34 protein-coding genes and 2 tRNA genes are annotated in these 25,400 nt (G+C 64.8%); 11 read left to right on the forward strand and 25 right to left on the reverse strand.

All coding sequences use genetic code 11. The features are described 5' to 3' along the window. Window positions 1-10 precede the first annotated feature (10 nt). The 10 genes from ACEI37_RS16940 to ACEI37_RS16985 all read left to right on the forward strand — a co-directional run bounded on the left by ACEI37_RS16940 (window position 11) and on the right by ACEI37_RS16985 (window position 8,634). Window positions 11-87, forward strand: a tRNA-Val gene (locus tag ACEI37_RS16940). A gap of 358 nt (window positions 88-445) precedes the next feature. Further along, window positions 446-2,353, forward strand: a complete 1,908-nt coding sequence (gene thrS / locus ACEI37_RS16945) for a threonine--tRNA ligase (protein WP_373379849.1) — start codon at window positions 446-448, stop codon at window positions 2,351-2,353. Window positions 2,354-2,400: 47 nt separating this feature from the next. Next, window positions 2,401-2,922: a translation initiation factor IF-3 gene (infC, locus tag ACEI37_RS16950; protein ID WP_081479471.1), complete on the forward strand. Its 522-nt coding sequence runs from the start codon at window positions 2,401-2,403 to the stop codon at window positions 2,920-2,922. Between the two features lie 167 nt (window positions 2,923-3,089). Further along, window positions 3,090-3,287, forward strand: a complete 198-nt coding sequence (gene rpmI / locus ACEI37_RS16955) for a 50S ribosomal protein L35 (protein ID WP_006575466.1) — start codon at window positions 3,090-3,092, stop codon at window positions 3,285-3,287. Window positions 3,288-3,315: 28 nt separating this feature from the next. Further along, window positions 3,316-3,672, forward strand: coding sequence for a 50S ribosomal protein L20 (gene rplT, locus ACEI37_RS16960; protein WP_008650487.1), 357 nt, complete (start codon window positions 3,316-3,318; stop codon window positions 3,670-3,672). A 250-nt stretch (window positions 3,673-3,922) separates the two neighbouring features. After that, a complete protein-coding gene (gene pheS / locus ACEI37_RS16965) occupies window positions 3,923-4,954 on the forward strand; it encodes a phenylalanine--tRNA ligase subunit alpha (protein WP_012352553.1) in 1,032 nt (343 codons plus the stop codon). 59 nt (window positions 4,955-5,013) lie between these two features. Next, window positions 5,014-7,461: a phenylalanine--tRNA ligase subunit beta gene (pheT, locus tag ACEI37_RS16970; protein ID WP_373379850.1), complete on the forward strand. Its 2,448-nt coding sequence runs from the start codon at window positions 5,014-5,016 to the stop codon at window positions 7,459-7,461. A gap of 88 nt (window positions 7,462-7,549) precedes the next feature. Beyond that, window positions 7,550-7,960 (forward strand): integration host factor subunit alpha, encoded by a 411-nt coding sequence (locus ACEI37_RS16975; RefSeq protein WP_026200608.1) that lies wholly within the window; start codon window positions 7,550-7,552, stop codon window positions 7,958-7,960. 116 nt (window positions 7,961-8,076) lie between these two features. Then, the gene (locus tag ACEI37_RS16980; protein WP_373379851.1) at window positions 8,077-8,502 is read left to right on the forward strand and encodes a MerR family transcriptional regulator; all 426 of its coding nucleotides are present in this window, start codon (window positions 8,077-8,079) and stop codon (window positions 8,500-8,502) included. 55 nt (window positions 8,503-8,557) lie between these two features. Further along, a tRNA-Pro gene (locus ACEI37_RS16985) sits at window positions 8,558-8,634 on the forward strand. A gap of 91 nt (window positions 8,635-8,725) precedes the next feature. On the opposite strand, the gene ACEI37_RS16990 is transcribed toward ACEI37_RS16985, so the two are convergent. The 24 genes from ACEI37_RS16990 to ACEI37_RS17105 form a co-directional block, all read right to left on the reverse strand. After that, complete coding sequence (locus ACEI37_RS16990; protein ID WP_373379852.1) at window positions 8,726-9,844, reverse strand: tyrosine-type recombinase/integrase; 1,119 nt, start codon at window positions 9,842-9,844, stop codon at window positions 8,726-8,728. Continuing rightward, window positions 9,841-10,065, reverse strand: a complete 225-nt coding sequence (locus tag ACEI37_RS16995) for a DUF4224 domain-containing protein (protein ID WP_373379853.1) — start codon at window positions 10,063-10,065, stop codon at window positions 9,841-9,843. The genes ACEI37_RS16990 and ACEI37_RS16995 overlap by 4 nt, the downstream gene beginning before the upstream one ends. 106 nt (window positions 10,066-10,171) lie before the next feature. Further along, complete coding sequence (locus ACEI37_RS17000) at window positions 10,172-10,696, reverse strand: DUF1643 domain-containing protein (RefSeq protein WP_373379854.1); 525 nt, start codon at window positions 10,694-10,696, stop codon at window positions 10,172-10,174. A gap of 10 nt (window positions 10,697-10,706) precedes the next feature. Next, entirely contained in the window at window positions 10,707-11,165 is a 459-nt protein-coding gene (locus ACEI37_RS17005) for a hypothetical protein (RefSeq protein ID WP_373379855.1), read from the reverse strand. Further along, complete coding sequence (locus ACEI37_RS17010; RefSeq protein ID WP_373379856.1) at window positions 11,158-11,514, reverse strand: hypothetical protein; 357 nt, start codon at window positions 11,512-11,514, stop codon at window positions 11,158-11,160. The genes ACEI37_RS17005 and ACEI37_RS17010 overlap by 8 nt, the downstream gene beginning before the upstream one ends. After that, entirely contained in the window at window positions 11,511-12,170 is a 660-nt protein-coding gene (locus tag ACEI37_RS17015) for a hypothetical protein (protein ID WP_373379857.1), read from the reverse strand. The genes ACEI37_RS17010 and ACEI37_RS17015 overlap by 4 nt, the downstream gene beginning before the upstream one ends. Beyond that, window positions 12,167-12,745 (reverse strand): hypothetical protein, encoded by a 579-nt coding sequence (locus ACEI37_RS17020; protein WP_373379858.1) that lies wholly within the window; start codon window positions 12,743-12,745, stop codon window positions 12,167-12,169. Before ACEI37_RS17020 ends, ACEI37_RS17015 begins: the two co-directional genes overlap by 4 nt. Window positions 12,746-12,747: 2 nt before the next feature. Next, window positions 12,748-13,050, reverse strand: a complete 303-nt coding sequence (locus tag ACEI37_RS17025) for a hypothetical protein (protein ID WP_373379859.1) — start codon at window positions 13,048-13,050, stop codon at window positions 12,748-12,750. Then, entirely contained in the window at window positions 13,047-15,548 is a 2,502-nt protein-coding gene (locus ACEI37_RS17030; RefSeq protein ID WP_373379860.1) for a DNA methyltransferase, read from the reverse strand. Before ACEI37_RS17030 ends, ACEI37_RS17025 begins: the two co-directional genes overlap by 4 nt. Before the next feature lie 2 nt (window positions 15,549-15,550). After that, complete coding sequence (locus ACEI37_RS17035) at window positions 15,551-17,341, reverse strand: DNA cytosine methyltransferase (protein ID WP_373379861.1); 1,791 nt, start codon at window positions 17,339-17,341, stop codon at window positions 15,551-15,553. Further along, a complete protein-coding gene (locus ACEI37_RS17040; RefSeq protein ID WP_373379862.1) occupies window positions 17,338-17,847 on the reverse strand; it encodes a hypothetical protein in 510 nt (169 codons plus the stop codon). The genes ACEI37_RS17035 and ACEI37_RS17040 overlap by 4 nt, the downstream gene beginning before the upstream one ends. A gap of 1 nt (window position 17,848) precedes the next feature. Continuing rightward, window positions 17,849-18,181, reverse strand: coding sequence for a hypothetical protein (locus ACEI37_RS17045; RefSeq protein WP_373379863.1), 333 nt, complete (start codon window positions 18,179-18,181; stop codon window positions 17,849-17,851). Window positions 18,182-18,189: 8 nt separating this feature from the next. Next, the gene (locus ACEI37_RS17050) at window positions 18,190-18,768 is read right to left on the reverse strand and encodes a hypothetical protein (RefSeq protein ID WP_373379864.1); all 579 of its coding nucleotides are present in this window, start codon (window positions 18,766-18,768) and stop codon (window positions 18,190-18,192) included. 407 nt (window positions 18,769-19,175) lie between these two features. Next, window positions 19,176-19,679, reverse strand: a complete 504-nt coding sequence (locus ACEI37_RS17055) for a hypothetical protein (RefSeq protein ID WP_373379865.1) — start codon at window positions 19,677-19,679, stop codon at window positions 19,176-19,178. A gap of 29 nt (window positions 19,680-19,708) precedes the next feature. Next, complete coding sequence (locus ACEI37_RS17060) at window positions 19,709-21,325, reverse strand: YqaJ viral recombinase family protein (RefSeq protein WP_373379866.1); 1,617 nt, start codon at window positions 21,323-21,325, stop codon at window positions 19,709-19,711. Then, window positions 21,318-22,163 (reverse strand): ERF family protein, encoded by an 846-nt coding sequence (locus tag ACEI37_RS17065; RefSeq protein ID WP_373379867.1) that lies wholly within the window; start codon window positions 22,161-22,163, stop codon window positions 21,318-21,320. The genes ACEI37_RS17060 and ACEI37_RS17065 overlap by 8 nt, the downstream gene beginning before the upstream one ends. A gap of 26 nt (window positions 22,164-22,189) precedes the next feature. Further along, on the reverse strand, window positions 22,190-22,471 hold the full coding sequence (locus ACEI37_RS17070; protein ID WP_373379868.1) for a KTSC domain-containing protein: 282 nt from the start codon (window positions 22,469-22,471) through the stop codon (window positions 22,190-22,192). Window positions 22,472-22,494: 23 nt separating this feature from the next. Next, entirely contained in the window at window positions 22,495-22,635 is a 141-nt protein-coding gene (locus ACEI37_RS17075) for a hypothetical protein (protein WP_373379869.1), read from the reverse strand. After that, complete coding sequence (locus tag ACEI37_RS17080; RefSeq protein ID WP_373379870.1) at window positions 22,632-22,754, reverse strand: hypothetical protein; 123 nt, start codon at window positions 22,752-22,754, stop codon at window positions 22,632-22,634. The genes ACEI37_RS17075 and ACEI37_RS17080 overlap by 4 nt, the downstream gene beginning before the upstream one ends. Further along, on the reverse strand, window positions 22,751-22,918 hold the full coding sequence (locus tag ACEI37_RS17085) for a hypothetical protein (protein ID WP_373379871.1): 168 nt from the start codon (window positions 22,916-22,918) through the stop codon (window positions 22,751-22,753). The genes ACEI37_RS17080 and ACEI37_RS17085 overlap by 4 nt, the downstream gene beginning before the upstream one ends. Further along, window positions 22,915-23,148, reverse strand: coding sequence for a hypothetical protein (locus ACEI37_RS17090; RefSeq protein WP_373379872.1), 234 nt, complete (start codon window positions 23,146-23,148; stop codon window positions 22,915-22,917). Before ACEI37_RS17090 ends, ACEI37_RS17085 begins: the two co-directional genes overlap by 4 nt. Continuing rightward, window positions 23,145-23,432 carry a hypothetical protein gene (locus ACEI37_RS17095; RefSeq protein ID WP_373379873.1) on the reverse strand — a complete coding sequence of 96 codons (288 nt, stop codon included), beginning with the start codon at window positions 23,430-23,432 and terminating at the stop codon, window positions 23,145-23,147. The genes ACEI37_RS17090 and ACEI37_RS17095 overlap by 4 nt, the downstream gene beginning before the upstream one ends. A gap of 215 nt (window positions 23,433-23,647) precedes the next feature. Further along, entirely contained in the window at window positions 23,648-24,016 is a 369-nt protein-coding gene (locus ACEI37_RS17100; RefSeq protein WP_373379874.1) for a hypothetical protein, read from the reverse strand. A gap of 24 nt (window positions 24,017-24,040) precedes the next feature. Beyond that, the gene (locus tag ACEI37_RS17105; RefSeq protein ID WP_373379875.1) at window positions 24,041-24,814 is read right to left on the reverse strand and encodes a helix-turn-helix transcriptional regulator; all 774 of its coding nucleotides are present in this window, start codon (window positions 24,812-24,814) and stop codon (window positions 24,041-24,043) included. Window positions 24,815-24,889: 75 nt separating this feature from the next. On the opposite strand from ACEI37_RS17105, the gene ACEI37_RS17110 reads away from it, so the two are divergent. After that, window positions 24,890-25,198 carry a transcriptional regulator gene (locus ACEI37_RS17110; protein WP_373379876.1) on the forward strand — a complete coding sequence of 103 codons (309 nt, stop codon included), beginning with the start codon at window positions 24,890-24,892 and terminating at the stop codon, window positions 25,196-25,198. Here the strand turns inward: ACEI37_RS17110 and ACEI37_RS17115 are convergent. Continuing rightward, the gene (locus tag ACEI37_RS17115; protein ID WP_373379877.1) at window positions 25,195-25,392 is read right to left on the reverse strand and encodes a hypothetical protein; all 198 of its coding nucleotides are present in this window, start codon (window positions 25,390-25,392) and stop codon (window positions 25,195-25,197) included. The two genes, ACEI37_RS17110 and ACEI37_RS17115, sit on opposite strands and share 4 nt — an antisense overlap. Window positions 25,393-25,400: the final 8 nt, after the last annotated feature.

A 25,400-nucleotide genomic window follows, 5' to 3' on the forward strand; every position in this document is an offset into this window, starting at 1 on the left:
CGGCTTCGCTAGGCTCGTAGCTCAGCTGGTTAGAGCACCACCTTGACATGGTGGGGGTCGTTGGTTCGAGTCCAATCGAGCCTACCAACGAATTGCAGTAAAGCAGTACAAAGCAGTGCGGCAAGTCCGATTCAACCCCATACGGAACGGAAGGGCATCATGGTTATGACACCGCGAACTACTACCGCTGGCAAGCGACAGTAGTCGAGGTGCGCCTTCGACCCGGTTGGATCGGGTTTGACAAAGAGAAACGCGGCCTTGGCCGCGTTTTTTTTCGTCCATCGCTTGCCAGTAGCCCTGATAAGCTGCCGCCTTCCCGTGCGGCAGGGCGGGGCAGCCCAGAACAGATCGCCAGCGCGCAGGCATGCGGGCCGGTGCCACAAGATGCAGTTTGATCCGCTCAGGCGACGCGCAACGCGCCGCCGGCGGAACCTGGAGAGTCGAAATGATCGCAATCACGCTGCCGGACGGGTCCCGCCGCGAGTTTCCCGGCCCGGTGACGGTTGCCGAAGTGGCGCAGAGCATCGGCGTCGGCCTGGCCAAGGCCGCGCTGGCCGGCAAGGTGGACGGGCAGCTGGTCGACACCAGCTACAGGATCGAGCGCGATGCGGAACTGGCCATCGTCACGGACAAGGATGCCGACGGCGTCGACGTGATCCGCCACTCCACGGCGCACTTGCTGGCCTATGCCGTCAAGGAGCTGTATCCGGAGGCGCAGGTGACGATCGGGCCGGTGATCGAGAACGGCTTCTACTACGACTTCGCCTACAAGCGCCCCTTCACGCCGGAAGACCTCGCCGCCATCGAGAAAAAGATGGCGGAGCTGGCGCGCAAGGACGAAAAAGTCACGCGCGAAGTGTGGAACCGCGACGAAGCGGTGGCGCTGTTCGAGTCGATGGGCGAGAAGTACAAGGCCGAGATCATCGGCTCGATTCCGGCCGACCAGGAAATCGGCCTGTACCGCGAAGGCAATTTCGTCGACCTGTGCCGCGGGCCGCACGTGCCGTCGACGGGCAAGCTCAAGGTCTTCAAGCTGATGAAGGTGGCCGGCGCCTACTGGCGCGGCGATGCCAACAACGAGATGCTCCAGCGCATCTACGGCACGGCATGGGCGAAGAAGGAAGACCAGGAAGCCTACCTGCACATGCTGGAAGAGGCCGAGAAGCGCGACCACCGCAAGCTGGGCAAGACGCTGGACCTGTTCCACCTTCAGGAAGAGGCGCCCGGCATGGTGTTCTGGCACCCGAAGGGCTGGCAGGTGTGGCAGGCCGTCGAGCAGTACATGCGCGGCCGCCTGACGGATGCCGGCTACGACGAGGTGCGCACGCCGCAGGTGATGGACCGTTCGCTGTGGGAGAAGTCGGGCCACTGGGAGAACTACAAGGAGAACATGTTCGTTACGGAGTCGGAAAAGCGCGACTACGCGATCAAGCCGATGAACTGCCCGGGACATGTCCAGATCTTCAACCACGGCCTGCGCTCCTACCGTGACCTGCCGCTGCGCCTGGCCGAGTTCGGCGCCTGCCATCGCAACGAGCCGTCCGGCGCGCTGCACGGGTTGATGCGCGTGCGCGGCTTTGTGCAGGACGATGCGCATATCTTCTGCACGGAAGAGCAGATCGTTGCCGAGGCCAAGGCCTTCAACGAACTGGCTTTCTCCGTTTACGACGACTTTGGCTTCAAGGACGTAAAGGTCAAGCTGTCGCTGCGTCCGGACCAGCGCGCCGGCTCGGACGAGATCTGGGACCACGCCGAAGAAGGCCTGCGCCTGGCGCTGCGCGCCTGCGGCGTGGACTGGGAAGAGCTGCCGGGCGAGGGCGCCTTCTATGGCCCCAAGGTCGAATACCACATCAAGGACGCCATCGGCCGTTCGTGGCAGTGCGGCACGCTGCAGCTGGACCTGGTGCTGCCCGAGCGCCTGGATGCCGAGTACGTCTCCGAGGATAATTCGCGCAAGCGCCCGGTGATGCTCCATCGCGCCATCCTGGGCTCGTTCGAGCGCTTCCTGGGCATCCTGCTGGAAAACCATGCCGGCGCGCTGCCCGCCTGGCTGGCCCCGGAGCAGGTGGTGGTGATGAATATTGCGGATTCGCAGGCAGAATACGCCGAAAGCGTCGTGCAATTGCTGCAAAAACAAGGGTTTAGGGCCAAGGCCGATTTGCGCAACGAGAAAATTACGTATAAAATCCGCGAGCATTCGCTTCAAAAGGTTCCCTACCTGCTGGTAGTGGGCGACAAGGAGCGGGATGCCAATCAAGTGGCCGTGCGTGCCCGTGGCAACGTGGATCTGGGTGTGATGCCCGTCTCCGCGTTTGTTGAGCGTCTGCAACACGACGTCGCCAGCAAAGCCTGAGGGTGGTGAGCACGGCTTGTTTTTTTGTCTTCTTGAGGTAACGCAACATCGCTACGGACAAAGGTCATCGCATCAACCGTGAAATCAGCGCGCCTGAACTGCGCCTGGTAGGGGTTGATAACGAGCAGCTCGGCATCGTCAAGTTCATGGACGCTCTGCGGCTGGCTGAGGACAAGGACTTGGACCTGGTGGAGATCGCCCCCAACGCGACTCCGCCCGTCGCCCGGATCATGGATTACGGGAAGTTCAAGTACGAGGAAGCCAAGCGCGCCCACGAGGCCAAGCTGAAGCAGAAGATCATCCAGGTCAAGGAAGTCAAGTTCCGGCCGGGTACGGATGATGGCGACTACAACGTCAAGCTGCGCAACCTGAAGCGCTTCCTGGAAGATGGCGACAAGACCAAGATCACGCTGCGGTTCCGTGGTCGCGAGATGGCGCACCAGGAAATCGGCGCGCGCATGCTCGAACGCCTGAAGGCGGACCTGGAAGAGATCGGCCAGGTCGAGCAGATGCCGAAGATGGAAGGGCGCCAGATGGTGATGGTGCTCGCCCCCAAGAAGAAGAAGTAATTCCTGCGCGGTGCGGCGGCCGGGATGCCAGTCATCCCGGCGTTGCTTCGTGCGGAAGTCGCGCGGGGTCCGCAAGGGCCATCGTGCAACAACAAGTGGATGCGGGTCTTGCAAGCGTCGGCGTGAGCCGTCCACCTGCATGCATGTCATATGAGCTGGAGTTTTTCATGCCGAAGATGAAGACGAAGAAAAGCGCCTCCAAGCGCTTTACTGCCCGTCCGAACGGTTCGTTCAAGCGTGGCCAGGCCTTCAAGCGTCACATCCTGACCAAGAAGACCACCAAGAACAAGCGTCAACTGCGCGGTACTCAGGACGTCCATGAGACGAACCTGAAGTCGGTGCGCGCGATGATGCCTTACGCATAACCCCTGACGACAACGAAAGGAGAATTACATGCCTCGAGTAAAGCGTGGGGTCACTGCACGGGCCCGTCACAAGAAGGTTATCGACGCTGCCAAGGGTTACCGCGGCCGTCGCAATAATGTCTATCGCATCGCCAAGCAGGCGGTCATGCGTGCCGGCCAGTACGCGTACCGCGATCGCCGCAACAAGAAGCGCGTGTTCCGCGCACTGTGGATTGCGCGTATCAATGCCGCGACGCGTGAGCATGGCATGACCTACAGCGTGTTCATGAACGGCCTGAAGAAGGCCTCGATTGAACTGGACCGCAAGGTGCTGTCGGACATGGCTATCCACGACAAGCCTGCCTTTGCCGCCATCGTCAACCAGGTGAAAGCCACCGTTGCCTGATGCCGGCTCCGGCCGCGCGCAAGCGTAGCCGGGCAAGCACCGACCGCAAGGTCGACCGCTGACCGCAAGGTCTGCTGAAACGGGGCTCCTCACCGAGCCCCGTTTTTCTTTGCGTTTCCGGATGCCGTTTTGCGATTGTTGACGAGACCGCATCCGGAAACGCATACCGCACGAAGTGCCAACCCACGTCGGGCCGGCCTTGTCGTTTGACAGGGTTGCGCCGACGCCAGAACACTCCACGACCGCCGCCATGTCTCAGGATCTGGACCAAATCGTCGCCGACGCCCAGGCCGCTTTCGCCGCCGCCAATGACAACGCCACGCTGGAAAACGAGAAGGCTCGCTTCCTCGGCAAGACCGGCGCGCTGACCGAACTGCTCAAGGGCCTCGGCAAGCTCGACCCGGAGACCCGCAAGAGCGAGGGCGCGCGCATCAACCAGGTCAAGCAGCAGGTGGAAGCCGCGCTGCAGGCGCGCCGCCAGGCGCTGGCCGACGCGCTGATGAACGCACGCCTGGCCGCCGAGGCCATCGACGTCACGCTGCCGGGCCGCGCGGTGGCGCGCGGCAGCCTGCATCCGGTGATGCGCACCTGGGAGCGCGTCGAGCAGATCTTCGGCTCGATCGGCTTCGACGTGGCCGACGGCCCCGAGATCGAAACCGACTGGATGAACTTCACCGCGCTGAACAACCCGGACAACCATCCGGCGCGTTCGATGCAGGACACCTTCTACGTGGATGGCCGCGACAGCGAAGACAAGCTGCTGCTGTTGCGCACGCATACCAGCCCGATGCAGGTGCGCTACGCCAGGATGCACGTGGAGAAGTACGCCGGCAAGGCGATGCCGCCGATCAAGGTGATCTGCCCGGGCCGCACCTATCGCGTCGACAGCGACGCGACCCACTCGCCGATGTTCAACCAGGTCGAAGGCCTGTGGATCGGCGAGGACGTCAGCTTCGCCGATCTGAAGGGCGTGTACACCGATTTCCTGCGCAAGTTCTTCGAGCGCGACGACATCCAGGTGCGCTTCCGTCCGTCGTACTTCCCGTTCACCGAGCCGTCGGCGGAGATCGACATGGCCTTCGGCAATGGGAAATGGCTGGAAATCTCCGGTTCGGGCCAGGTGCATCCGAACGTGCTGCGCAACATGGGCCTCGATCCCGAGCGCTATATCGGTTTCGCGTTCGGCTCCGGCCTCGAGCGCCTGACCATGCTGCGCTATGGCATCAACGACCTGCGCCTGTTCTTCGAGGGCGACGTGCGCTTCCTGCGCCAGTTCGCCTGAACGGCGCAACGTCAAACTCGTCACCGACTACACAGAATACTCACCGGATCAGAAGCGCCATGCAATTCTCGGAATCCTGGCTTCGCACCTTCGCCAACCCTGAAAAGATCTCCACCGACGCGCTGTCGCACAGCCTGACCATGGCCGGCCTCGAAGTGGAAGAGGTGGGCCCGGTCGCGCCGCCGTTCGACAAGGTGGTGGTCGCGCACGTGCTGTCGACCGAGCGCCATCCCAATGCCGACCGCCTCAACGTGTGCCAGGTCGATGCCGGCACCGGCGAAACCCTGCAGATCGTCTGCGGCGCGCCCAACGTCAAGCCCGGCATCAAGGTGCCGTGCGCGCTGGTCGGCGCGGTGCTGCCGCCGGCAGAGGAAGGCGGCAAGCCGTTCGAGATCAAGGTCGGCAAGCTGCGTGGCGTCGACAGCTACGGCATGCTGTGCTCGGCGCGCGAGCTGAAGCTGTCGGAAGACCACGGCGGCCTGATGGTGCTGCCGGAAGACGCGCCCGTCGGCCAGAGCATCCGCCAGTACCTGGACCTCGACGACCAGGTCTTCGTCATCAAGCTGACGCCGAACAAGGCCGACTGCCTGTCGATCCACGGCGTGGCGCGCGAAGTGTCGGCGCTGACCGGTGCCGCGCTGAACCTGCCCGACATGAAGCCGGTGCCGGTGACGATCCAGGACAAGCTGCCGGTCAAGGTGTCGGCGCCGGACCTGTGCGGACGTTTCTCCGGGCGCATTATCCGCGGCGTCAACGCGCGTGCCGCCACCCCGCTGTGGATGGTGCAGCGGCTGGAGCGCTCGGGCCAGCGCAGCGTGTCGGCGCTGGTCGATATCTCGAACTACGTGATGCTGGAGCTGGGCCGCCCGTCGCACGTGTTCGACCTGCACAAGATCCACGGCGGCCTGGATGTGCGCTGGGGCCGCAAGGGCGAGCAGATCAAGCTGCTGAACGGCAACACCATCGAGGTCGACGAGCAGGTCGGCGTTATCGCCGACGACAAGGAAATCGAGAGCCTGGCCGGCATCATGGGCGGCGACAGCACCGCGGTCACGCTGGACACCACCGACATCTATCTTGAAGCCGCGTTCTGGTGGCCGGCCGCGATCCAGGGCCGCAGCCGCCGCTACAACTTCTCGACCGACGCCGGGCATCGTTTCGAGCGCGGCGTGGACTACGCCACCACGGTCGAGCATATCGAGCGCATCACTGCGCTGATCCTCGACATCTGCGGCGGCCAGGCCGGCCCGGTCGACGACCACGTGGTCAACCTGCCGGTGCGCAAGCCGGTCAGCCTGCGCGTCGCGCGCGCCGAGCGCGTGCTCGGCATCGAACTGTCGCCGGCGGCCATCGCCGACGTGTTCCAGCGCCTGCAGCTGCCGTTCACGCGTGCGCAGGGCGCCGAAGGCGAGGTGTTCGAAGTCACGCCGCCGAGCTACCGCTTCGACATCGAGATCGAGGAAGACCTGATCGAGGAAGTCGCGCGCATCTACGGTTTCGAGCGCATCCCGGCGCGCCCGCCGGTTGCCGAAAGCGAAATGCGCCCGACCAACGAAGCCAGCCGCTCGACCCACGTGGTGCGCCATGCTGTGGCCGCGCGCGACTACCAGGAAGTGATCAACTTCGCCTTCGTCGAAGAGAAGTGGGAGCGCGACTTCGCCGCCAACGACAAGCCGATCCGCCTGCTCAACCCGATCGCCAGCCAGCTGGCGGTGATGCGCTCGACGCTGATCGGCGGGCTGGTCGACAAGGTGCGCTACAACCTCAACCGCAAGGCCGCGCGCGTGCGCCTGTTCGAGGTGGGACGCGTGTTCCATCGCGACGCCGAAGTCAGCGACGGCGGGCTCACCGTGGCCGGCTATGACCAGCCGATGATGGCCGCGGGCATCGCCTACGGCCCGGCGTTCGAAGAGCAGTGGGGCGTTGCCACGCGCAATGTCGACTTCTTCGATATCAAGGGCGATGTCGAGGCGCTGTTCCATCCGCGCGTGCCGCGCTTCGAGCCGGTCTCGCACCCGGCGCTGCATCCGGGCCGCGCCGCGCGCGTGCTGCTCGACGGCCAGCCGGTGGGCGTGGTTGGCGAACTGCATCCGCGCTGGCTGCAGGAATATGAGCTGGCGCATGCGCCGGTGCTGTTCGAGCTGCGGCTCGACGCGCTGCGCGGCACCGGCCTGCCGGCGTACACCGAGATCTCCAAGTTCCCCGCCGCCGTGCGTGACCTGGCCGTGGTCGTGAAGCAATCCGTACGCGTGCAGGACCTGCTCGACACTATGCGCGCGGCCCTGGAAAAACAGGGTTACGGCCGCTTCTGCCAGGGCCTGGTGCTGTTCGACGAGTTCCGTCCCAAGGGGGCTTCCACGGCCATCGGCGCGGACGAGAAAAGCCTTGCGTTCCGGGTGACCTTGCAAGATACTGGGTCGACCCTCCAGGACGAAACCGTCGACAGCGCGGTGCGCTGCATGGTCGACGCGCTGGCCGAAGCCTTCCAGGCGCGGCTGCGCGGCTGATCCGTCGCCAGCACCGACGGAGCACCATAAAAAAGGGCGCCCGGGCTCGCCCCGGGCGGATCGCCAGACAGACACTCGAGCGATCGACATGAATGATCGAGACGCGAATTCCATGACCGCTGCAGCACTGGGTGAGATGAGCGACCGGCAGGCATCCTCCCTTGACGATGCAATGCCGGACGCCCGCGCGACCGAAGTTCCCACGCTGACCAAGGCCGAGCTTGCCGAGATGCTGTTCGACCAGGTGGGCCTGAACAAGCGTGAATCGAAGGACATGGTCGAGGCCTTCTTCGATGTCATCCGCGAAGCGCTGGAGCAGGGCGACAGCGTCAAGCTTTCCGGCTTCGGCAACTTCCAGTTGCGCGACAAGCCGCAGCGGCCCGGCCGCAATCCGAAGACCGGCGAAGTCATCCCCATCACCGCGCGCCGCGTGGTGACGTTCCACGCCAGCCAGAAGCTCAAGGGCCTGGTCGAAGAACGCGCCGGCATCGCCGGCTGACCCGTCACCCGAACGGCGGATTGCTTCCCGAGGCCGGCATCGGTATCCTTCTGGGCGCGCGCGTGGCGCGCGCCAACCTCCTGGCCGGCATGGCCTGACGCTCGTCTACACACTGCATGTCGGACAAACCCAGCGACCGCATCGCGTTGCCGCCGATCCCGGCCAAGCGCTACTTCACCATCGGTGAGGTGAGCGAGCTTTGCGCCGTCAAGCCGCACGTGCTGCGCTACTGGGAGCAGGAGTTCACGCAGCTCAAGCCGGTCAAGCGCCGCGGCAATCGCCGCTACTACCAGCACCATGAAGTCCTGCTGATCCGCCGCATCCGCGAGCTGCTCTACGAGCAGGGCTTCACCATCAACGGCGCGCGCAATCGCCTCGACGAAGGCCGTCATCACAGCGCGGCCGCGGCAACGCAGGAATCGATGGAAGCCGGCGTGGAGCAAGCGCCGGCATTGTCGGTCGACATCGCCGGCCTGCGCAATGCGCTGGTCGACGTGCAGCACCTGCTGGCGCAACTGCGCGAGATCGCGAAGCACGGATAATTTCCACGTCGGGACCTAGTCATACGAGAAATGCTTCTGTTATAATCTTTTGCTTCGGGGCGTAGCGCAGCCTGGTAGCGTACCTGCATGGGGTGCAGGTGGTCGGAGGTTCAAATCCTCTCGCCCCGACCAGACAGAACCCGCTTGGTATAAGGCCAAGCGGGTTTTTTATTGCCCGCGCTGGGTAGCGCTGTGGGCCTTCTTTTTGGATGACATCCAATATTCAGGCAGCCGGAAGGTGCAGACGCACCGTCGAGACCGGTACCTCCCGCTGCTTGATGTAGCCTTCGGTGGTGGCGCGATCCGTGTGCGCGCCCGCAACCTGCAGGGCCTCGATGTCGTACCCCGCCTTCTTCGCGTCCGTGAGCGCCTTGGCCCGGATGTCCTTCACCGTGTAGTCTTTGCCGTCTAGCTTTGCCCGCACCAGCGCATCGCGCCAGGCGTCCCGGCACGCCGCCGCGGTCTTGGGTTTCCCATTGCGGTCCGTCACGACGTGACCGGTCAGTGACTGCACCTTGAGGTCGCGCTGGAGCTCCTTGGCGCGGCGCAGCACCTCGTCGATTTCCGGCGTGATCGGCCAGTCCACCGCCTCGCCGCTGCTGTCGGCCGTCTTGCTGGGGATGAAGTGGATGACCCCGGCGAGGCGGTCAACCTGCAGCCAGCGGAGCTCCCGGATGTCGGTCGACCGCTGGCAGGTGAGGTAGCACAGGTCGACGAACACCTGCATCTCCGGGCCCGTCGGCACCTTCGCCGTGACCTCCTGCACCTTCCCGCCGACCGCTTTCCTGTACGTGTAGGTGGCCAGGGCGGCCCGGATCGCAAGGAAGTGGTTGTGCGGAATGTAGACCTTGCGTGTCTTCGGCTTCTTCAGAGCCACCTCGCGGCACGGATTGAGGGTGATGTGCCGGCGCAACACCGCCCAGGCGAAGAACTTCGACAGCCAGCCCTTCATGGCGGTCTGGGTCGGCAGCTTGTCCGGCCAATTGTCGAGCAGGAAATCCTGGACGGCGCCCGGGTCGACCTCCTCGATGCCGTGGTGCTTGAACGCCTTCCGGACGTCCTCGCCGCGGCGGCGCCATTCCTCCCGGAACGATTCCGCGTAGTGCCTGGCGTGCTGCTCCATGTAGACGGCAACCAGCCGCGACATGCTGCCTTCGTCCCCGTCGACCTCGGTCTTGCGCTTTTCCTCGGCCAAGCGCTCGAACATGCGCGTCTCGCCTTCGTCGACCCGGCATAGCTTGATCCACTTCTCGTCGGTGTTCCGGACCCAGAAAAAGCTGCCGTACCGAATGTAGACCCGGCTGGGTAGCCCGTCGGCTTTCGTGCGGCGCCGTGCGTTCATGCTGCCTTCCGGATCGGGATAAGGGGAGTGCGGGCCGGCGCTGTTGCACCGGGCAGGACGCCGGCGCGCTTGGCTTGCAGCCCTTCGAAAGCCGACCAGGTCATGATGACCCGGCCGTCCGCGCGCTGCACGGGCGTGACGCCAAAGTGCCGCTGGAACCACTGCACCTGCAGGCTTCGGCGTTTCAGGCCGGTGACGTCCTGCAGGTCCTGCTCGCTCATGAGTCTGTTGTCCATCGGCCGCTCCCAGTGTTGCCGGGTTGTCGCAATGATGCGTTCTGCTTGCTGCTGCATTTACAGGCTATACGTTGTATTTTTGGATTACAGGCTATCGGCTGTGAACCGCTCGGGCCGGGTTCGCCGCGATGTAGAGGGGATGCTTCGGGCTGCCGTCCTGGTTCAATCCCAAGTGGTAGAGCAGGTTGCCACGGCCGCACATGCGGACGATTCGCAACACTTCCGCCGCGCGCGCCGGCGCCGCCTTGTGCGCGCCCCAGGCGCAGATAACCAGCGAGCACCGGTCGAGCGCATCCATGATGGCGCACTCGTTGCGGTCGGGCCGGTCGCCCAGCGGCGCCGAATACGTCAGCAGTCCGTCGGGATCGGTAGAGCGCAGGGGATACAGGTTCACCACCTCCAGCCGGCCATACTTGCCGGCCAGCGCGCGCTGCAGGCAGCGCGTAATCGTCGGGTCGTTGACCTGGTGGTCGGCCGTAGACGGGTTCAGCATGATGAAGCCCAGCCCCGGCCGGCTGCGGTCCCAATCTCGCCAGAGCCGGTACCGGTATTGCTCACAGTCGGAGAGGATGCAGCCGGCTTCGCCGTCGAAGGTGGTTTCGATCAGTCGTTTCATCCTCGCTCCGTCATTTCGTCACGCCGCGCCATACATAGTCGCCCTTGTCCTCACGGATTGCAGGCTCGTCGTCCTGGCAGGGACACTCGTATCCGGACAGGTGATCTGCCACCGGCCGCCAAAAGTTGCGCACCTTGCCGTTCGGCACGTGGTTGTCCTCGGTGGCGTCGATCAGGTCGAACTGCGCCAGCACCCACAAGGCCTCGGCCGTCGTGGTGCGGCCCGGCGCCGACATGCTGTTCTGGTACTTGCTCATGCTGAGGTGGTATTCCGGGCCGAGATCAGGCTGGCCCTGATCGCGCGCCACCTCGACGGCGCTGAAAACCTGAACGCGGGTCTCTGCGTGGTACCAGATTTCGGTGGCAAACGCGCCCACGTTCTTCCGCAGGAGGGCGAGCGTGGGGGCATCGTTGATCTGCTCCCAGCCTGAGCCGGCGGGGCGCTTCGGTTTGATGATGTGCTCAATCATGTGATTTCCTCTGCTTCCGGAACGGCTCTGGCTCGGGCGGATACTTAGTCGCCCATGGCGCCGCGGCCAGAATCAGCTTCCAGTTGGCGCGCGTGTTGAGCACGGCCGGGCCTCCATAGTCGAAGAAGCCGGCCGGCGGCTCGGTGCCCATCTCTTCGATCAGTGCAGCGGGTACCGCGACGTGGTAGCCGGTGTTGTAGTAGTCGAGGTGCTGGGCGACCTGCTCGCCGCTGTACCGGCCGGCGCGCGGCACCACCGGCGTGTAACCGCGGTCATCAGGCCGGCAGAGCGTGATGTAGCTGTGGTCGCGGGTCGTGTGGCAAACCGCCACGACGATGAATTCGGTCATGACAGCTCCTCCTCGGCCTGCCGCATCGCTGCGTTGAGTGCTGCCATGTCGTCGTGCGAGCCTCCAGGCCGGTCTGGGTGAGCGGCTTGCGCGCGCCGGCGGAACGCTGCACGGACGGCATCCAGATCCTGCTCGCCCGCCGGCACGCCGATGATCTCGCGCCAGCCGCGAGCCGCGCCCGGGGACGGCAGGGCGGTGAAGCCGGTGAAGGCCCGCTCGAGGATCTGGGCGCCGCCGTGGCGCTCGATCGCGCGCATTGCTTCCAGCGTAGCCGCGATGGCGGCCAGGTTGTCGGCGACGCTGCGGTACTGGTCGATGGCCATCACGCGCGGCGCGCCGGCGCGGTCCTGCCAGTAGACCGCGGCGCCGGGGTCAGCTGGCTCGCGCTGGCCGGAGCGCGGCAGCCCGTCCAGGCGCACCGCCACGTTTGTGCTGATGACGGTATAGCCGGGCCGCGCACCGAGGCGGCCGAGCTCGTCGAGAACGCGGTTCACGCCGTCGGACACGGTCAGCGCCTTCTTCGTTCGCCATGACGTGCTGGTGCCGTTGGTGTAGTTGACGGTGCGCTTGTCCTGGCGGCCGAATCGCGCGTCGGCGCGTTGGCTGTCGGTTTTGCGCGGCCAGCCGCCGGGCCAAGCGAGAGGGTAGTTCGTCATGCGTGGATCCTCCGAAATTCGACCACCCATACCCACGGGTTGGCATCCCATGCGCCGGCCCCGTTGATGCTGTCCCACAGGGTGCGATACGAGTCCACCGGGCTGATGAACATCTGGCAGCTCGGGTTGCTGTAGTCCGTCCAGCCGTCAAGCTCTGGCGCGATGCCCTCGGCGATCGCGTCGGCCTCACTGCAGTCGTTCAGCCGCTCGACGCGCACGTCGGTGACTTCCAACTGGATGCGGCAGGCCTCGCGCGGCATGTGGATGCTGGGCTTCGGTCGGCTCCAGTCGCCCCACGTTGGGTTGCCATCGGCCCAGTACCAGAAGCCAGGTACGTCCTCTGGTACATCGGCGTGGAAGAAGTCGAATGCTTCGAGCCTGGAAAACGTCTCGCGCACCCACAGGCGGTCGCCTGGCTCGCCATAGGGGCAGCCGCGTTGATGCGGGAACCTGGCCAGCACCTTGTCGACGTCCAGGCCATCGAACTCTTTGGCCACGCGTCGCGTCTGCGTCTTCCGGCCGTCGAGGATGGCGCGCACCATGGCACCGCTGAAGAGGATGGGGCGTTCTTTCACGGCTACCACTCCACGATGGTGTACATGTCCACGAACTGCCGCTCTTCGTAGAAGAACCGCACCTTGTAGCCGAGCTCCTTGAGCTGCTTCACGGCCTCGTCGTACTGTTTGGCCATCAGGGTGCTGCGGTCGCTGCCGTAGCCACCGTTGACCCAGAAGTCGTCGCGCAGCGCCACCGAGCGCTTCTTGTTCTCGGCGGCCGCGCGGATCTGGTCCAGTGCGGCATCGACGCGCTCGGCGGGTGTCGGGCCGGCGATCTCGCGTGCCTCGGAGGCGGTTAAGCGTTTCAGGGTGGTCGTGCTCATGCTGCGCGCTCCATGTCTTCGAAGTCGAACAGGGTCGGCATTGATACCTCACGTTCCGCAGCCTTCAGGTAATGCACACCGTCGAGGAAGTACGCCGGGTTGAGCTCGCTCGCGCCGCCGCGCCGGCCCTTCAGGATCGCCCGGTAGGGCACGGTCATCAGCCCGCCGAACGGGTCATAGACCAGCTCGCCGGGATTGCTGTATCGCTCGATCAGGCGGTCGACGATGTCGAACTGCAGCGGGCATACGTGCTGCTCGACGTTCCGGCGCACCTGGTCACCGTTGAGCGTGCGCATGCGGTTGATGTCGTGCCAGACCTCGGGGTGGTGGCTGCCCGGCGCGAGGCTCATGAAGGTGGAGGGCAGGGCTCCGCGGGCTTCCAGTTCCTCGCCGATCCGGACGTGTGTCTCGTAGTCGTAGACGCTGGCCAGACTCTGCTCGGTGAACAACCTGGCCAGCTTGTCCGGGCCCAGCTTGCCCAGTTCCTCCGCAGTGAGTTGGCGATTGCCGCTCGAGCGCCAGAAGGCGTGCGCGTCCACCTGCCAGCGCGCGCGGGTGTAGGTGGCCTTTTCCTTGCGCACCGGCGCGTCAGCGTAGCCCTTGCTGCGGTCGCTCTGCGGCCGGCGGAAGATCAGGATGTACTCGGGGCTGCCGACGCCCATCTTCGTGCCGTCCTTGCACTGCTCCGACCAGCCCAGGCGGTAGGTCTGGTTGTTCTCCCGAACCACGTCCGTGACCACGGTAATCATGCCCATGTAGTCGAAGCCATGCTTCTGGCCATGGAACAGAGCCTCAGCGTGGAACGGGCTGACCGTCGGCGCGCCGGCGCCAGTCACGTTGCCGAACAGGATCCGGTCCTTCACGTGGCAGCAGTAGATGCGGCCGGGCTTCAGGATCCGCAGCAGCTCGGGCGTCAGGAAGTCCATCTGCTGCCAGAAGTGCGCGTTGTCCTCGGTGTGGCCGAAGTCGTTGTAGCTGGGGCTGTACTCGTAGTGGTTTGCGAACGGAATCGAGGTGACGATCAGGTCGACCGAAGCCTCCGGCTGCCGGCGCGCCTCATCGACGCAGTCGTTGTTCGCCACGCGGAAGTATTGGCCTTCCGCCTCGATGCGCTTGACGCCGATCGAGCGTGCCAGCGTTTCCTGCATGGCCAACTGGCTCAGGCCGTATTGCTTGATGATGTCGGTCATCTTCTGCACCATTTCGTCGTGCTGGCGCCACTTCTCCTGCAGCGTCCGCAGGATCTCCCGCTCGGCCTCGGAGTGGATGATGTCCACCCGGCAAGGATGCGGCTGCTGGAAGCGCTGGATGCGGTGGATCGCCTGAATGAAGTCGTTGAACTTGAAGCCGATGCCCGCGAAGATCGCGCGGTGGCAGTGCCGCTGAAAGTTGCAGCCGCTGCCGGCGATGACCGGCTTGGTGGACAGCACGCGGTACCGCCCCTCACCGAAGTCGATGATTCGCTGCTCGCGCTCGTCCAAGTCCTGCGCACCCCAGACGCTCACCGCCTCCGGCAAGGCCTGCTGAATGGCGTGCCGCTCCATTTCGAGGTCATGCCAGATTACGAAGTGGTCAGCAGGCGCTTCGGCTACCAGGCCGGCAGCCGTCGCGACGCGCGCGGCGAGGCTATTGCGCTTCTCGGAGGACGCCGCCTGCACGCCCAGCGCCGGGTCGTTGAACATCAGCGCCTGGCCAATCTTGTCGGTACCGGCCGTGCTGTAGTCGGTGGGCACTTCGTGGTAACGGACATCGAGCGGCGGCAACTCATAGCCTTCGTCGCTGTAGCCGAGATCGGATGGCTTCTGGATGAAAACCGCCCAACTGCTCACCCACAGCCAAAATTCCTGCTCCTTGTGCGGGTAGAGCGTCAGGTTGCCCGCCTTCTCGCTGTCGCGCTGGAAGAAGCGTGTCAGTGCCTGCCCGGTATCCATCTGGCCGAGGAAGCCTGCGTAGTGGATCAGCTCCTTGAAGCGATTCGGACTCGGCGTGGCCGTGTTGACTAGCTTGAATGGCACGCCCTCAAAGAGTGGCAGGAATTCCTGATATGTCTTGCTGCCGAAGGAACGCAGCACCGATGCTTCATCCAGGCTCACCGCAGTGAAGCGGCGCGGATCCAGCTTGCCGTCGCGCACGGACTCGTAGTTGGTCAGGTAGTAGCGGTGGCCAGCATCGACCTCGGCATCGGTGCGGATGAAGCGCAGGTCGACGCCCAGCATGCGCGCGTCTCGGATCAGCTCCTGGCGCACGCCAAGCGGTGCGACCAGCAGAAGCATTCCGCCGGCGCGCGCCACCATGAGCCGGCCCCACTCGCACTGCATCACCGACTTGCCAAGGCCGAACGAGGCGAAGATGCCGCGGTTGCCGCCCTGGACAGCCCAGCGGACGATGTCCCGCTGGTGGCCGAACAGCAGTGGGTTCACCTCGCCCGGCTCAACGTCGAAGCCGTCGAAGCGGGCCATCTTGATCTTGGCGCGCAGGAATTCGTCGTAGCGGTCCATGGTCATGCTGCCTCCGCATGTTGGGCTACCGACAGTGCCACGGCCACCGGCAGCACCCAGACCGGCGTTGCCGACAGCATGAAGGTCTCACCGGTCTCGGCCAGCAGCAGGGTGGTGCCCATCACCTCGGCAATCGCCTGCGCGGCGTCCGGCGGCACGGCGTTGCCGATGCGCTCGCGCCAAGCCTGATCGCTCAGGCCGTCCAGCTCCAGGTATTCCTCGGGCTCGATCAGCGACTGGATGGCCGCCAGCTCCAGCGTGGTGAAGGGCCGGTGCCAGGTGCCGTCGAGCGCGCGGATGATGGCCACCAGCTTGTCGTTCGCCGCCGGCAGGCGGGGATCGGCGACCGACCAGCGGCCGTTGTCGTGGCCGGCAGCTGCTGAGACCGCGCCGCTGGGCTGATCCCAGCTCACCACGCCGTAGTGGCCGCCGGTCAGGTAGTTGTCGCCACGCTCGCGCCGCATGCCCGGGCGCGGGTCTGCCACGGCGTACGCACCTTGGCCCGTGTCGCTGCGGGCAATCACCGTGCCGGCCGGCTCGTCGTAGCCGGTGATGCGGTACTTGCCGGCGCCCTCGAAGCCAGTTGACGCGCGTGGATCCTGCACGCACTGGCCGGTGCCATGCGCGCTGGTGACGGCGCCGGCGGACTGCTGCCACGGCACGATCCGGAACTCGTTGTTGTGCTTGGCGGGGCCGGCGTGGCGCGGGTCGGCCACGCTGAACGTGCCCTGGCCAGGGTTCGTGCCTGCGGTGATGGTCCCCGAGGTTTCGCCCCAGCGCAGCACGCCATACTGCTGATACTGCGCGGCGTTGGCCGGCGCGCGCACGTCCGCCACGGAGAACGCACCATTGGTCGGCCCGCTTCGCCCTGCGATGGTTCCGGCCGGCTGATCCCAGCGGTTCACACCCATGTAGCCGTCACGGTATTCCGGCACGATCAGGTAGTCGCGCAGGTGGCCGTCGACCACCTCCAGGCGGTTCAGACTGCGCCAGTCGCTGCCCGCCTCAACGAAGGCCAGCCGGACCCAAGTCTTCCACTGGAGCGACGGCACGCGGTGCATCGGGCCGCCGGCGGCGTCGCCAGGCTGTGGCATGCGGCCCAGCACGGTGCCGACGCCCTGCAGGCGCTTCAGCTCCGGCTCGTAGAGGAACGCCGGCACCTTTTCCATGTGGCGCGCCACCAGCAGGAAGCGCTTGCGGCTCTGGGCCAGGCCGCCCAGCTCGCCGCAGTCGTGCGTGGTCTCGTTCACGGCGTAGCCGTAGTGGCGCAGGATCTGGTTGATCTGGTCCAGCAGGTGCCGGCCGCGCGTGGCCAGCCGCGGCACGTTCTCGAACACGATCAGCTCGACGGGGTCATCCTTCCAGGCCTCGCACATCAGCCAGACGCAGCGCAAGGTGAGCTCGTTCAGAGCCTGGTACTTCGGCGTGCGGCTCAGCGCCTCGGACAGCAAACCGCTGGCGCCCTTGCACGGCGACGAGATGAAGACGCAGTTCGGACGTTCATTGCCAGCAGCGCGTCGGATGTCGACTGGCAGGGCCTCGCGCCAGCCTGCCGGCGGCTCTTTGCCGTGGAAGGCCGTGTATTGCTGGCGCGTGAACAGGTCCATGACCGTGCACGGCACGCCCACCAGCGTCTCGAAATCGCGCGCGGCGGCGGGGTCGACGTCGATGCCGCCGATGCAGCGCCATTTCGCGACCATGTTGCCGACGCGGGACGCTGCCTTCTTGAACCCCTTGGCGCCGCCGCCGAGGCCGCAGCAGAAGCCGAAAGTCTTGTATTCGCGGACGATCATGCGCGCACCTCCGTGTTGAACTCGGCACGTGTGATGCGCTCTCCCTCGTAGAACATGACACCGGATGTCAGCTGCTCCGGCCACTTCCGGCCGTGTACGGCGACTGCCCGGGCGATGATCTGTGCGCGCTCGCCATTCTCCGCAGGCTGTGCGGCCGGCGCGGCGAGCAGGGCATCGATCCACTTTGCCTCTGCAAGTTGATCGTTGTTCAGGTGGTCGTGCTGGCCAATGCCAAGCAATGCACGGATCGGCTGCCCGACTGGAGAGCTTCCACCTTGGTGATGCCACAGGATATTGAGCAGCATCGCGCGTGAGTGGCGAGACATCATGATCGATGCCGCGCGCAGTTGCGGCTGTTGCCCGAGGGTTGCGCGTACGCCATCAGCAAAGCGCCCCAGTGCTGCATCCCATTCGTTCGTGCCCGGCGTTGCGCCCATCAGTCCGCAGTCTCGGGCCAGGTTCCAGTCTTCGTCCCGGCACTGCGCCGGCGTCGTCGATTCGCTCATCTCATTGGTCCTTGATCGTTGCGAGGAGAGTTGCCATCGGCCCGAACTTCACCCAGCGGGCGAGCGGCCAGTGCGGCTGCGTCACCGCGGCGCGCTTCAGCTCGCGCGCCAGCCTCTCCAGTTGCGCAATCTGCAGCGTCATGACGGCATGCGCCTGGCGGCTGATGGCCAGCGCTTCCTCAGCGTGCTCGGCGGCGCGCTGGGCGGTCATCAGTCGCCGGCGCAGTTCGGCGTTCTCGCGTTTCAGCGCAGTGGAGTCGCGCGCCAGGTCGACGATGTCGTCGCTCAGCCGGCGCGTCGCCATGTCGACAGTGGTTCCGAGGGGCCAGGCCATGGTCGCGCCTACTTGGTGGAAACAGCGACCTTCATGCCGGCCGCGATCTCGTTGAGCTTGATGCGCGTGGTCTCGTGGAGGCCGCGAGCAATCTCTCCCGTGGCGATCTTCAGCGAGTCCTTCATCGCGGTTTCGATGCTGTGGTGCAGGTGGCGCTCAATCAGGAACGTGATCCGGGACTGCTTGGCGCCGTGCCAGGAGTAGTGATCGCTTTCGGCCTTCGACTTGCCGTCGTGGTTGACCTCCTCCTGCATGTAGCTCTGGGCGCGCTTCACCAAGTACTCGATGAAGGTCACCGGGGCGCCTTGTTTCTCGCCCCATTGGTTGGTCTGCTGTAGCGTCAATTGCTCGATGTACTGCGCCACGTTGGGCAGGACATATTGCTCCGCCAGCGCGCTGATCGTTTCGTCGATCCGCTTCTTGACCATGTCCTTGATGGCTTGCTGGAAGCGGCTCGCCACGGGCTGCTCGGTCTCGCTGTGCGGGTCGTAGTCGATGGTCGTGAGCAGCTGCTCGCAAATGCGCTCGACAATGCGATCCTGCAGTTCGTCCTTGGTGAAGCCGAGAGATTGAAGGTCGAAGTTCATTGTGGTCTCGCTATATGGGGTGGGCGGGCCGGCGACTTCCAACCAAAGGAGAAAGGGTGTCGCGCGCTGTTTATCGGGACTCGGCGTTGTCCCGCCGATGGCCCGCCCGTTGAAAGGGGTGGGGTACTCGCTGCACCGCGTCCCTGATACTCCCCAGGTGCGTGCGCGCTACGCGGAATCCGCTTTGCCCCGTTGATCGGTGCCGGTTACCCTCGTCCGGCGTCGTGTCATTCCCCTGCGGCGGAGACATCTTGCGACGGGTGACCTGCAGCGGTGCAGGTTCCAGCCAGTTGCCGGAGGCTCGGCTTCTGTCATCTCATGGCGGGCCTACCTTCTGACGACCAGCGCTCGGCCGGCAGTCGGATTGCAGCGGTGCTCAGCTGCGCGGCCCTCTCGGGGTGCATTGGTTACGCAGCTTCCTGCAGCTCAGCCGGCTCGTCGAAGTGCAGGCTCATGTGCACCTCCTGGCCGAGCAGCGACAGCAGCTTCGCGGTGGTGGTCTCGTCCGGGTGCGCCTGCACGCGGAAGTTGACGAAGACGGTGCCGCCCTCCTGAAAATCAAAGGCCAGCTTGTTGACCTTCGACTCGTCCAGGGCGATGTCGAATGCCTCGGTGACACCGTTGTGGATCACCAGCACCTGGTGCTCCCAGTCGCCGGCCCACTTCACCGTGCCGAGCTTCGGGTTCTTCAGGTTCGGCAGGTAGCCGGCATCGGTCACCAGGTCGCCCTGCACCGACTCGTCCTTGTGGTAGAAGCTCGACTTCAGCGTCGGCGAGAACTGCGACAGCACGTCGTTAGACAGGCGCGCCTGCAGCTTCAGGTCGATGCCAAGCACGTTGTCGTCGCCGTGCTTCTCGTTGCGGGTGTTGATGTGGAGGATCTTGACCAGTTGGGTTTCGAGTTCGAGCATGGGTGTGGCTCCAGTGGTGAGGGGAAGGTTCAAGCGACGGAGAAGTCCATCTCACAGAGCCAGCTGATCACCTGCTTCTCGGTGGCTTCGAAGTGGCTGACCAGCGCGGCGATGATCTGCGCGTCGGTCGGACGGGTGGGCGGGGCCGCGCGGCGTGCGGGTGCTTGGCGGGCGACCGGTGCCGGACGTGCGGCAGGTGCCGCGGCAGGGGTGGGCGCCGGTGCAGGTTCATCAGCTCGTGCTGCCGGCTCGGCTTCGCGGGCAGCCTTCTCTTCGGCAGCGCGCTTGTCTGCTGCCTCGCGCTCCAGCTTGGCCTGCTCTTCGCATCGGATGCGCTCGCGCTGCTCCTCTTCCTTGCGCTGTTCGTCGAGCTTGTGCTTCTCGATGCGGTTCGACACCACCATCTTGATGTCGTCGAGCTGCTTGGTAGCCAAGGCGTGTCGATCGGAGAACAGGAACTCGTAGCCCTTGATGGAATCGTCCAGATAGACGACGTTGGCGCGCAGGCGCTTGGCCGATGCGTCGGCGTCGATCTTGGCGTTAGCCAACATCGTGTCCACTGCGTCTTGGATGCTCGCCACCGAGCGCTTGCCCTTGGCCGCGCCAGCGAAGTCCGGCATGCCAAGTTCCACCCAGACGCCGCCGGTCTCTTCCTTCAGCGCTTGGACGTGGGCGGTAAAGGCATTGCGGCCGCCCACGATGATGGCTTCCTTCACCTCGACCTTGCGCCGCGTCACCAGTTTGTCGAGGTCCAGACGCACGCGGCGGGCCTCCGCACTGATGTCGTCGATCGTGCGGAACAGTTCGTCGATGCTGGCCGTCTGCGACAGCGCGTGCTGTTTTGCGGCGGCCAGACGTTCCTCGACCATGCCGCACCACTTCACTGTCTTCTCGGCGTCGGCGAAGTCCTGATCCGTTTGGAGGTCCTTGTTGATGCCGCCGAACACGGCCAGCGCGTGCTCGCGGTACTCTCGCAGGTTGCTGGCCGTGACCTGGCCGGTCACCTCGACGAACAGGGCGGGCAGCGTCTCGGGCGTGCGGCCTTCCGGCTTGGTCTCGATCTCGCGCGGCTCGTAGTCTTCCACGTCGCGGTCGAACTGCTTCCAGCCGGCCATGATGCGGTTGAACCAGTCCTGATCCGGTTCGACGTCGGTCCAGACGAAGCGATCGCGTGTACCGTCGGACACCACGAAGCGCACGCGCTCGGCGCCGGTCACCATCAGAATCTGCTGGCACTGCGGCATGTGACTGTCCGGCACGTTGCCGTTCTCCACCGCCAGCGCCAGATCCTCGTTCCACTGCTTGTGCTCGAATGCGATGTCGCCGGCCATGGTCAGGCCGTCGCACGACGCCGATTCCTTGCCGAGCGAACACGTGACCGGATAGAGCTCCTCGCCCAGGTCTTCCTCGACCAGCGGCCGGGCCATCGCTTCCAGTTCGTGGCCACGGTCCAGAATCCGCTCCTGCACGAAGTCGCTGAACTCCTTCGGCATGCCGGTCTTCTTGATGTGCAGCAGCTCGTTGCGCTTCATGTTCGGCGACAGGCCGAGCATGGCCGCCGCCTCGCTGGCGCCGTGGTAGTTGAAGCGGAAGGCTTGCCACTCGGGCGAGCCTTGCACAAGGTTGTGAGCGGTGTAATCAGTCATTCTCGTGGCTCCACGAATCGATGGTGTTCTTCTGGTTGTCCGTCAGCGGTACGCCCTTGGACTCGATGAAGGCGATCATCTGGGCCGGCGTCTTCTTCTTCGACTTGACCAGGTCACGCCAGGCGGCCTTGTTGGCGTCGAAGCGCTCCTGCGGGTAGGTGGCGGGCGGCTCGTCGCGTCGCCCGGAGACGGGCGGCTGGCCTCCGGTGGCATCGTCGCTACCGCCGGCGCCGTCATCGTCCATGCCCTTCGTCGACATGCCGGTGACGGCCAGCAGGGTGTATCGCTGCAGGTAGGTGATCGTCGACGCGGTTTGCTGGATGACGTTCTTCTTGCCCGAGTTGTCGGGCGGGCCGGACATCACGACCTTCTCGGAGTGGCCGAGCTCGTGCGTGATCACGCATTCCACGGTGATCAGCCCGTTGCCCTGCAGGATGTTCCAGGCGAAGCTCAGGCCGTGCTTGGCCATGGCCGGGCCCACCGCGTCGGTAACGTCCGACAGTTCAGCGTGCGTGTAGCCAACGAAGTCGCCCTCGCGCGTCTTGTAGCCAACTTCCTTGCTTCGGCGAATCGTGATCGGCTCGGCCTTGAAGCCGGCCATGGCCTTGACGTAGCCCTTGCGTGCCTCGCCAGCTTGCCAACGCTCCTGCAGGTCCATCAGCTTGCCGAGATATTCCAGGTCGGCGCCTTTCTCCACAGCGATCAGCAGCAGGGTGTCGGGCGTGACCGGGCCGGTATTGGTCAACGCGCCGGTGTGGCGATTGGCCGGCAATGCCGCGGCGCGCGGATTAGCCAGTGTGTCGACGTGGATGACGTCTTCGGCGACAGCGGTAGACATGGTGAGGTTCTCCTAGACGGGGGGAATCAGGCTTCGGATTGGGCCGGCGCGCCCTCGACCTTCACGTACGGGTACTTCTTGTCGTGCGGCTTGATGTGCTTGTGGAAGTGCGAGCCGATCGATTCCGCGTCGCGGAACGCGACAAATTCCTCGGCCGTGAAGTTGCTGTAGTGGTAGAGGCTAGTGGCCTCGCCCTTGTAGTTCTTGAAGCGCACGGCCAGCGTGTTGGTGTCGCGATCGTGGCCGATGGCGTGGATCTTCGAGGACTCGACAGCCTGCAGGGCGATCACGGGTGCGGTGGTTTCCATGGTGGTCTCCGGAGAGTTGAGGGTCAGAAGCCGGCGCGGATGGCGACGGTCAGGTACCAGATCACGCCAGCGGCCAGGCCGAAGCCGACGGCGCCGGCCCACTGCCGGCCGCGCGTGCACTTCGCACATGCGAGCAGGGCGTTGGATGCGGGGTCGTAGGTCATACGGTCCTCAGCGGGATGGACAGCGGCGCGTCGATGGTCAGCACGGTGTACGCGCCGAGCAGTGCGATCGCGGCGATGGCGATGCCGAACCAGAAGAGCAGGGCGCGGAGGAGTCTCATTGCTGCTCCTTGGCGCGCGCCAGGGCGGCAGCGGCGATCTCGGCTGCTTTCTTGCGCATCGGATGGGCCGGCAGTTCGACGATGGCCTGCAAAGCGCTCATCAGCTCGTGCACCAGGTTGTCGTGCGCAGCTTGGCGCGCCACGGCTTGATCGGTGGTCATCACGCAGCCCTCCGGATCCGCTGGTCGGCGTGGGCCTTGGCTTGGGCGTTGCCCAGCAGCATCTGGGCGTACAGAAGCACCTCGGTCTTGTCGATCGAGCCCCACACCAGGCGCTTCTCGGCCGCGGCGATGTAGTTGCTCAGTAGGTCAGCGGCCTTGGCGCTGGTGGCCAGTTGGTCGAGGAACGCGCGCTCGGCATGCGTGCCGTAGGAGAGTTCGACGGGCTCATTCATGCCGCGGCCCTCCGGTCTTCCATCAGGGACTCGGCGGCCTGCTCTTCGATCTGCGACACGAAGGCGTCCGCGAGCAGGTCCAGCATGTCGGCCGTCTCGCTGCCGTCGTCGTTCACCAGGCGGATGTCGCTGGCGATGAACGCCGAAGCGCGGCCAGGCGTGGGGGTGGTGAATTCGCCGGTGATCGACCAGAAGAGGCCGGCGGTGTGGACTACTGCTCGCTGCTGGTCCTTCCGCGGCGGAGGGCGGCGGAAGACCGTGGCGTAGGTGGCGGGGGTGGGCATCGCTCGCTCCATCGGTGAGGCACCGGGCTCGGTGCTGATGGAGGAATATTAGGCAATGCCATATCTACGTGTCAAGAGGCAATGCCATATTTCTTAACAGGCGATGCCTTATGGTGTGCGTCAAAGTGCTTAACCCGCCGTTGCCGCGCTTGCTGTTGTGGGCGGGCAACAAAAAGCCCGCCGGGGTGGCGGGCTTTGGGGGTTCTGGTGGGGCCTTACTTCTTGGAGGCGGCTGATGCTGCAGTGCTTTCCCCTTCGGAGGACTTCACTGTGCAGCCCTTTTCGGTGGCCACAGCCTCAAGCTGCTGTGTCCGCTTCTCTGCGCTGTCGACCGCTTCGGAAAAGGCGATGTGATTGCCGATGCCGAAATCGAATGCCAAGAGGTCGCGGGCATCCATGCGTGCCCATTTCCCGTCGATCTGTGCACGGAAACCCTGCACCCTCGCCTTCTCGAGCTCGATCTCGCGGCATGTGAGCGTCTGCCGCTCGAAATCCGTTAGGGGTGGCTGTGTGCCGTAGTTCTTCGTGGCACATCCCTGCAAAGTCAGTAGGCCCAGGCCAGCTGCAACGATAGCTTTGCGCATGTCTCCCCTCTTGGAGCAGTCGTGTCAAAGAAGGCTGTCGGTCCAGACGGCGCGGCCGGCGATCATCGTCCGGTCGTCCGGCGGCAACAACTTGTCCGGGAAAGCCACGCGGTCCGGGTTGTCGCTGCGGATGATCCATGCCATGCCGCCCGTACCGGGGTGATAGTCCAGCACCAGGCGCTTCAGAAGCAGGCCGCCGTCGGGCATGCAGATCGCGTAGACCTTGCCGTCCTTCGGCTCGGTGTCAGCGGTGTTTATGAGCACCACGCGTCCATCCTGGATGGTGGGGCGCATGCTGCCGCCGTCTGCGTAGATTACCCGGGCGGCATGCTCGGGTACTCCGAACTCTCGAAGGCTCGAGCGCTTGAACGCCAAGCCGCCTTTGACGACTACATGATCCTGAAAGCGCCCGTCTCCACAGGCGGCCATTACATCAAGCTGCGGTACCAATGCGAACTCTTCTTCTGAGGGGTGCGGTAAATCCTGGTCGGCAGGGCCGAGGGAAGGATTGTAAGCACCTGCCGAAGAGGGCGGCATGCTTTGTTGGCGAGGCGAAGAGGGCGACGTTGAGCTCTTGACTGCTCCGGGGAAATCTAGGCCCCAGTGCTCGGGGCCGACCACGTCGGAGAAGTAGGCGACCAGGTCGTTGATGCGCTCCTTCGCGATGCGCCCGTACTTGACCCAATCCTGCACAGATGCGGGCTTCACGCCCATGGCATCCGCCAGCGCCTTCTTCGAGACGCCTTTCTTTAGCCTGGCCTGCTCTATGGCAGCGCCGAGTTTGTCACCAGTAAGCATTGCCTAATTTGACCCGCTATAGGCCACATGCGGCAATGCCTTGCAATAATGAGGCAATGCCATATAATGACCCTCATGAGCACGAAACCCACCACCTCCATCCAGCGGGCCAGCGAAGCAGTCGGCGGTAAGGCTGCTCTCGCTCGCCTGGTCGGCGTCAAGCCTCCCACGGTTCAGCAATGGGCGACGGGTGCCCGCTCTGTGCCAATCGAGCGATGCGTTGCCATCGAGCGGGCCACAAAGGGCGCTGTGACCCGGAAAGAGCTCCGGCCGGATGACTGGCAACTGATCTGGCCAGAGCTCGAGGCTGACAACGAACAGTTGAAGGCCACCGACGACGTACAGCCGCCGACCGGTCGATCGTCCCGCCGAAAGGCGGCCTAGTTCTCGGGTTCTTCCTTGGCGACCTGGACCATGGCCCGCGTCCCGCGCAGCTTCTTTCGGAATTCGGTCAGCCAGGGGTCCCCGAGGATAACGGGCCCGCCGCACAAGCGGCACGTTTTGGCATCGGCGGCGACGTCCGTCTGGTTGCCGCAGGTGGCGCAGTGCGGAATCTCGATCTTTTCGGCTTTGGGCATGGTGTTCT

The organism is Cupriavidus nantongensis (assembly GCF_041726985.1).
In the GTDB taxonomy this organism is placed as follows: Bacteria; Pseudomonadota; Gammaproteobacteria; order Burkholderiales; family Burkholderiaceae; genus Cupriavidus; species Cupriavidus nantongensis_A.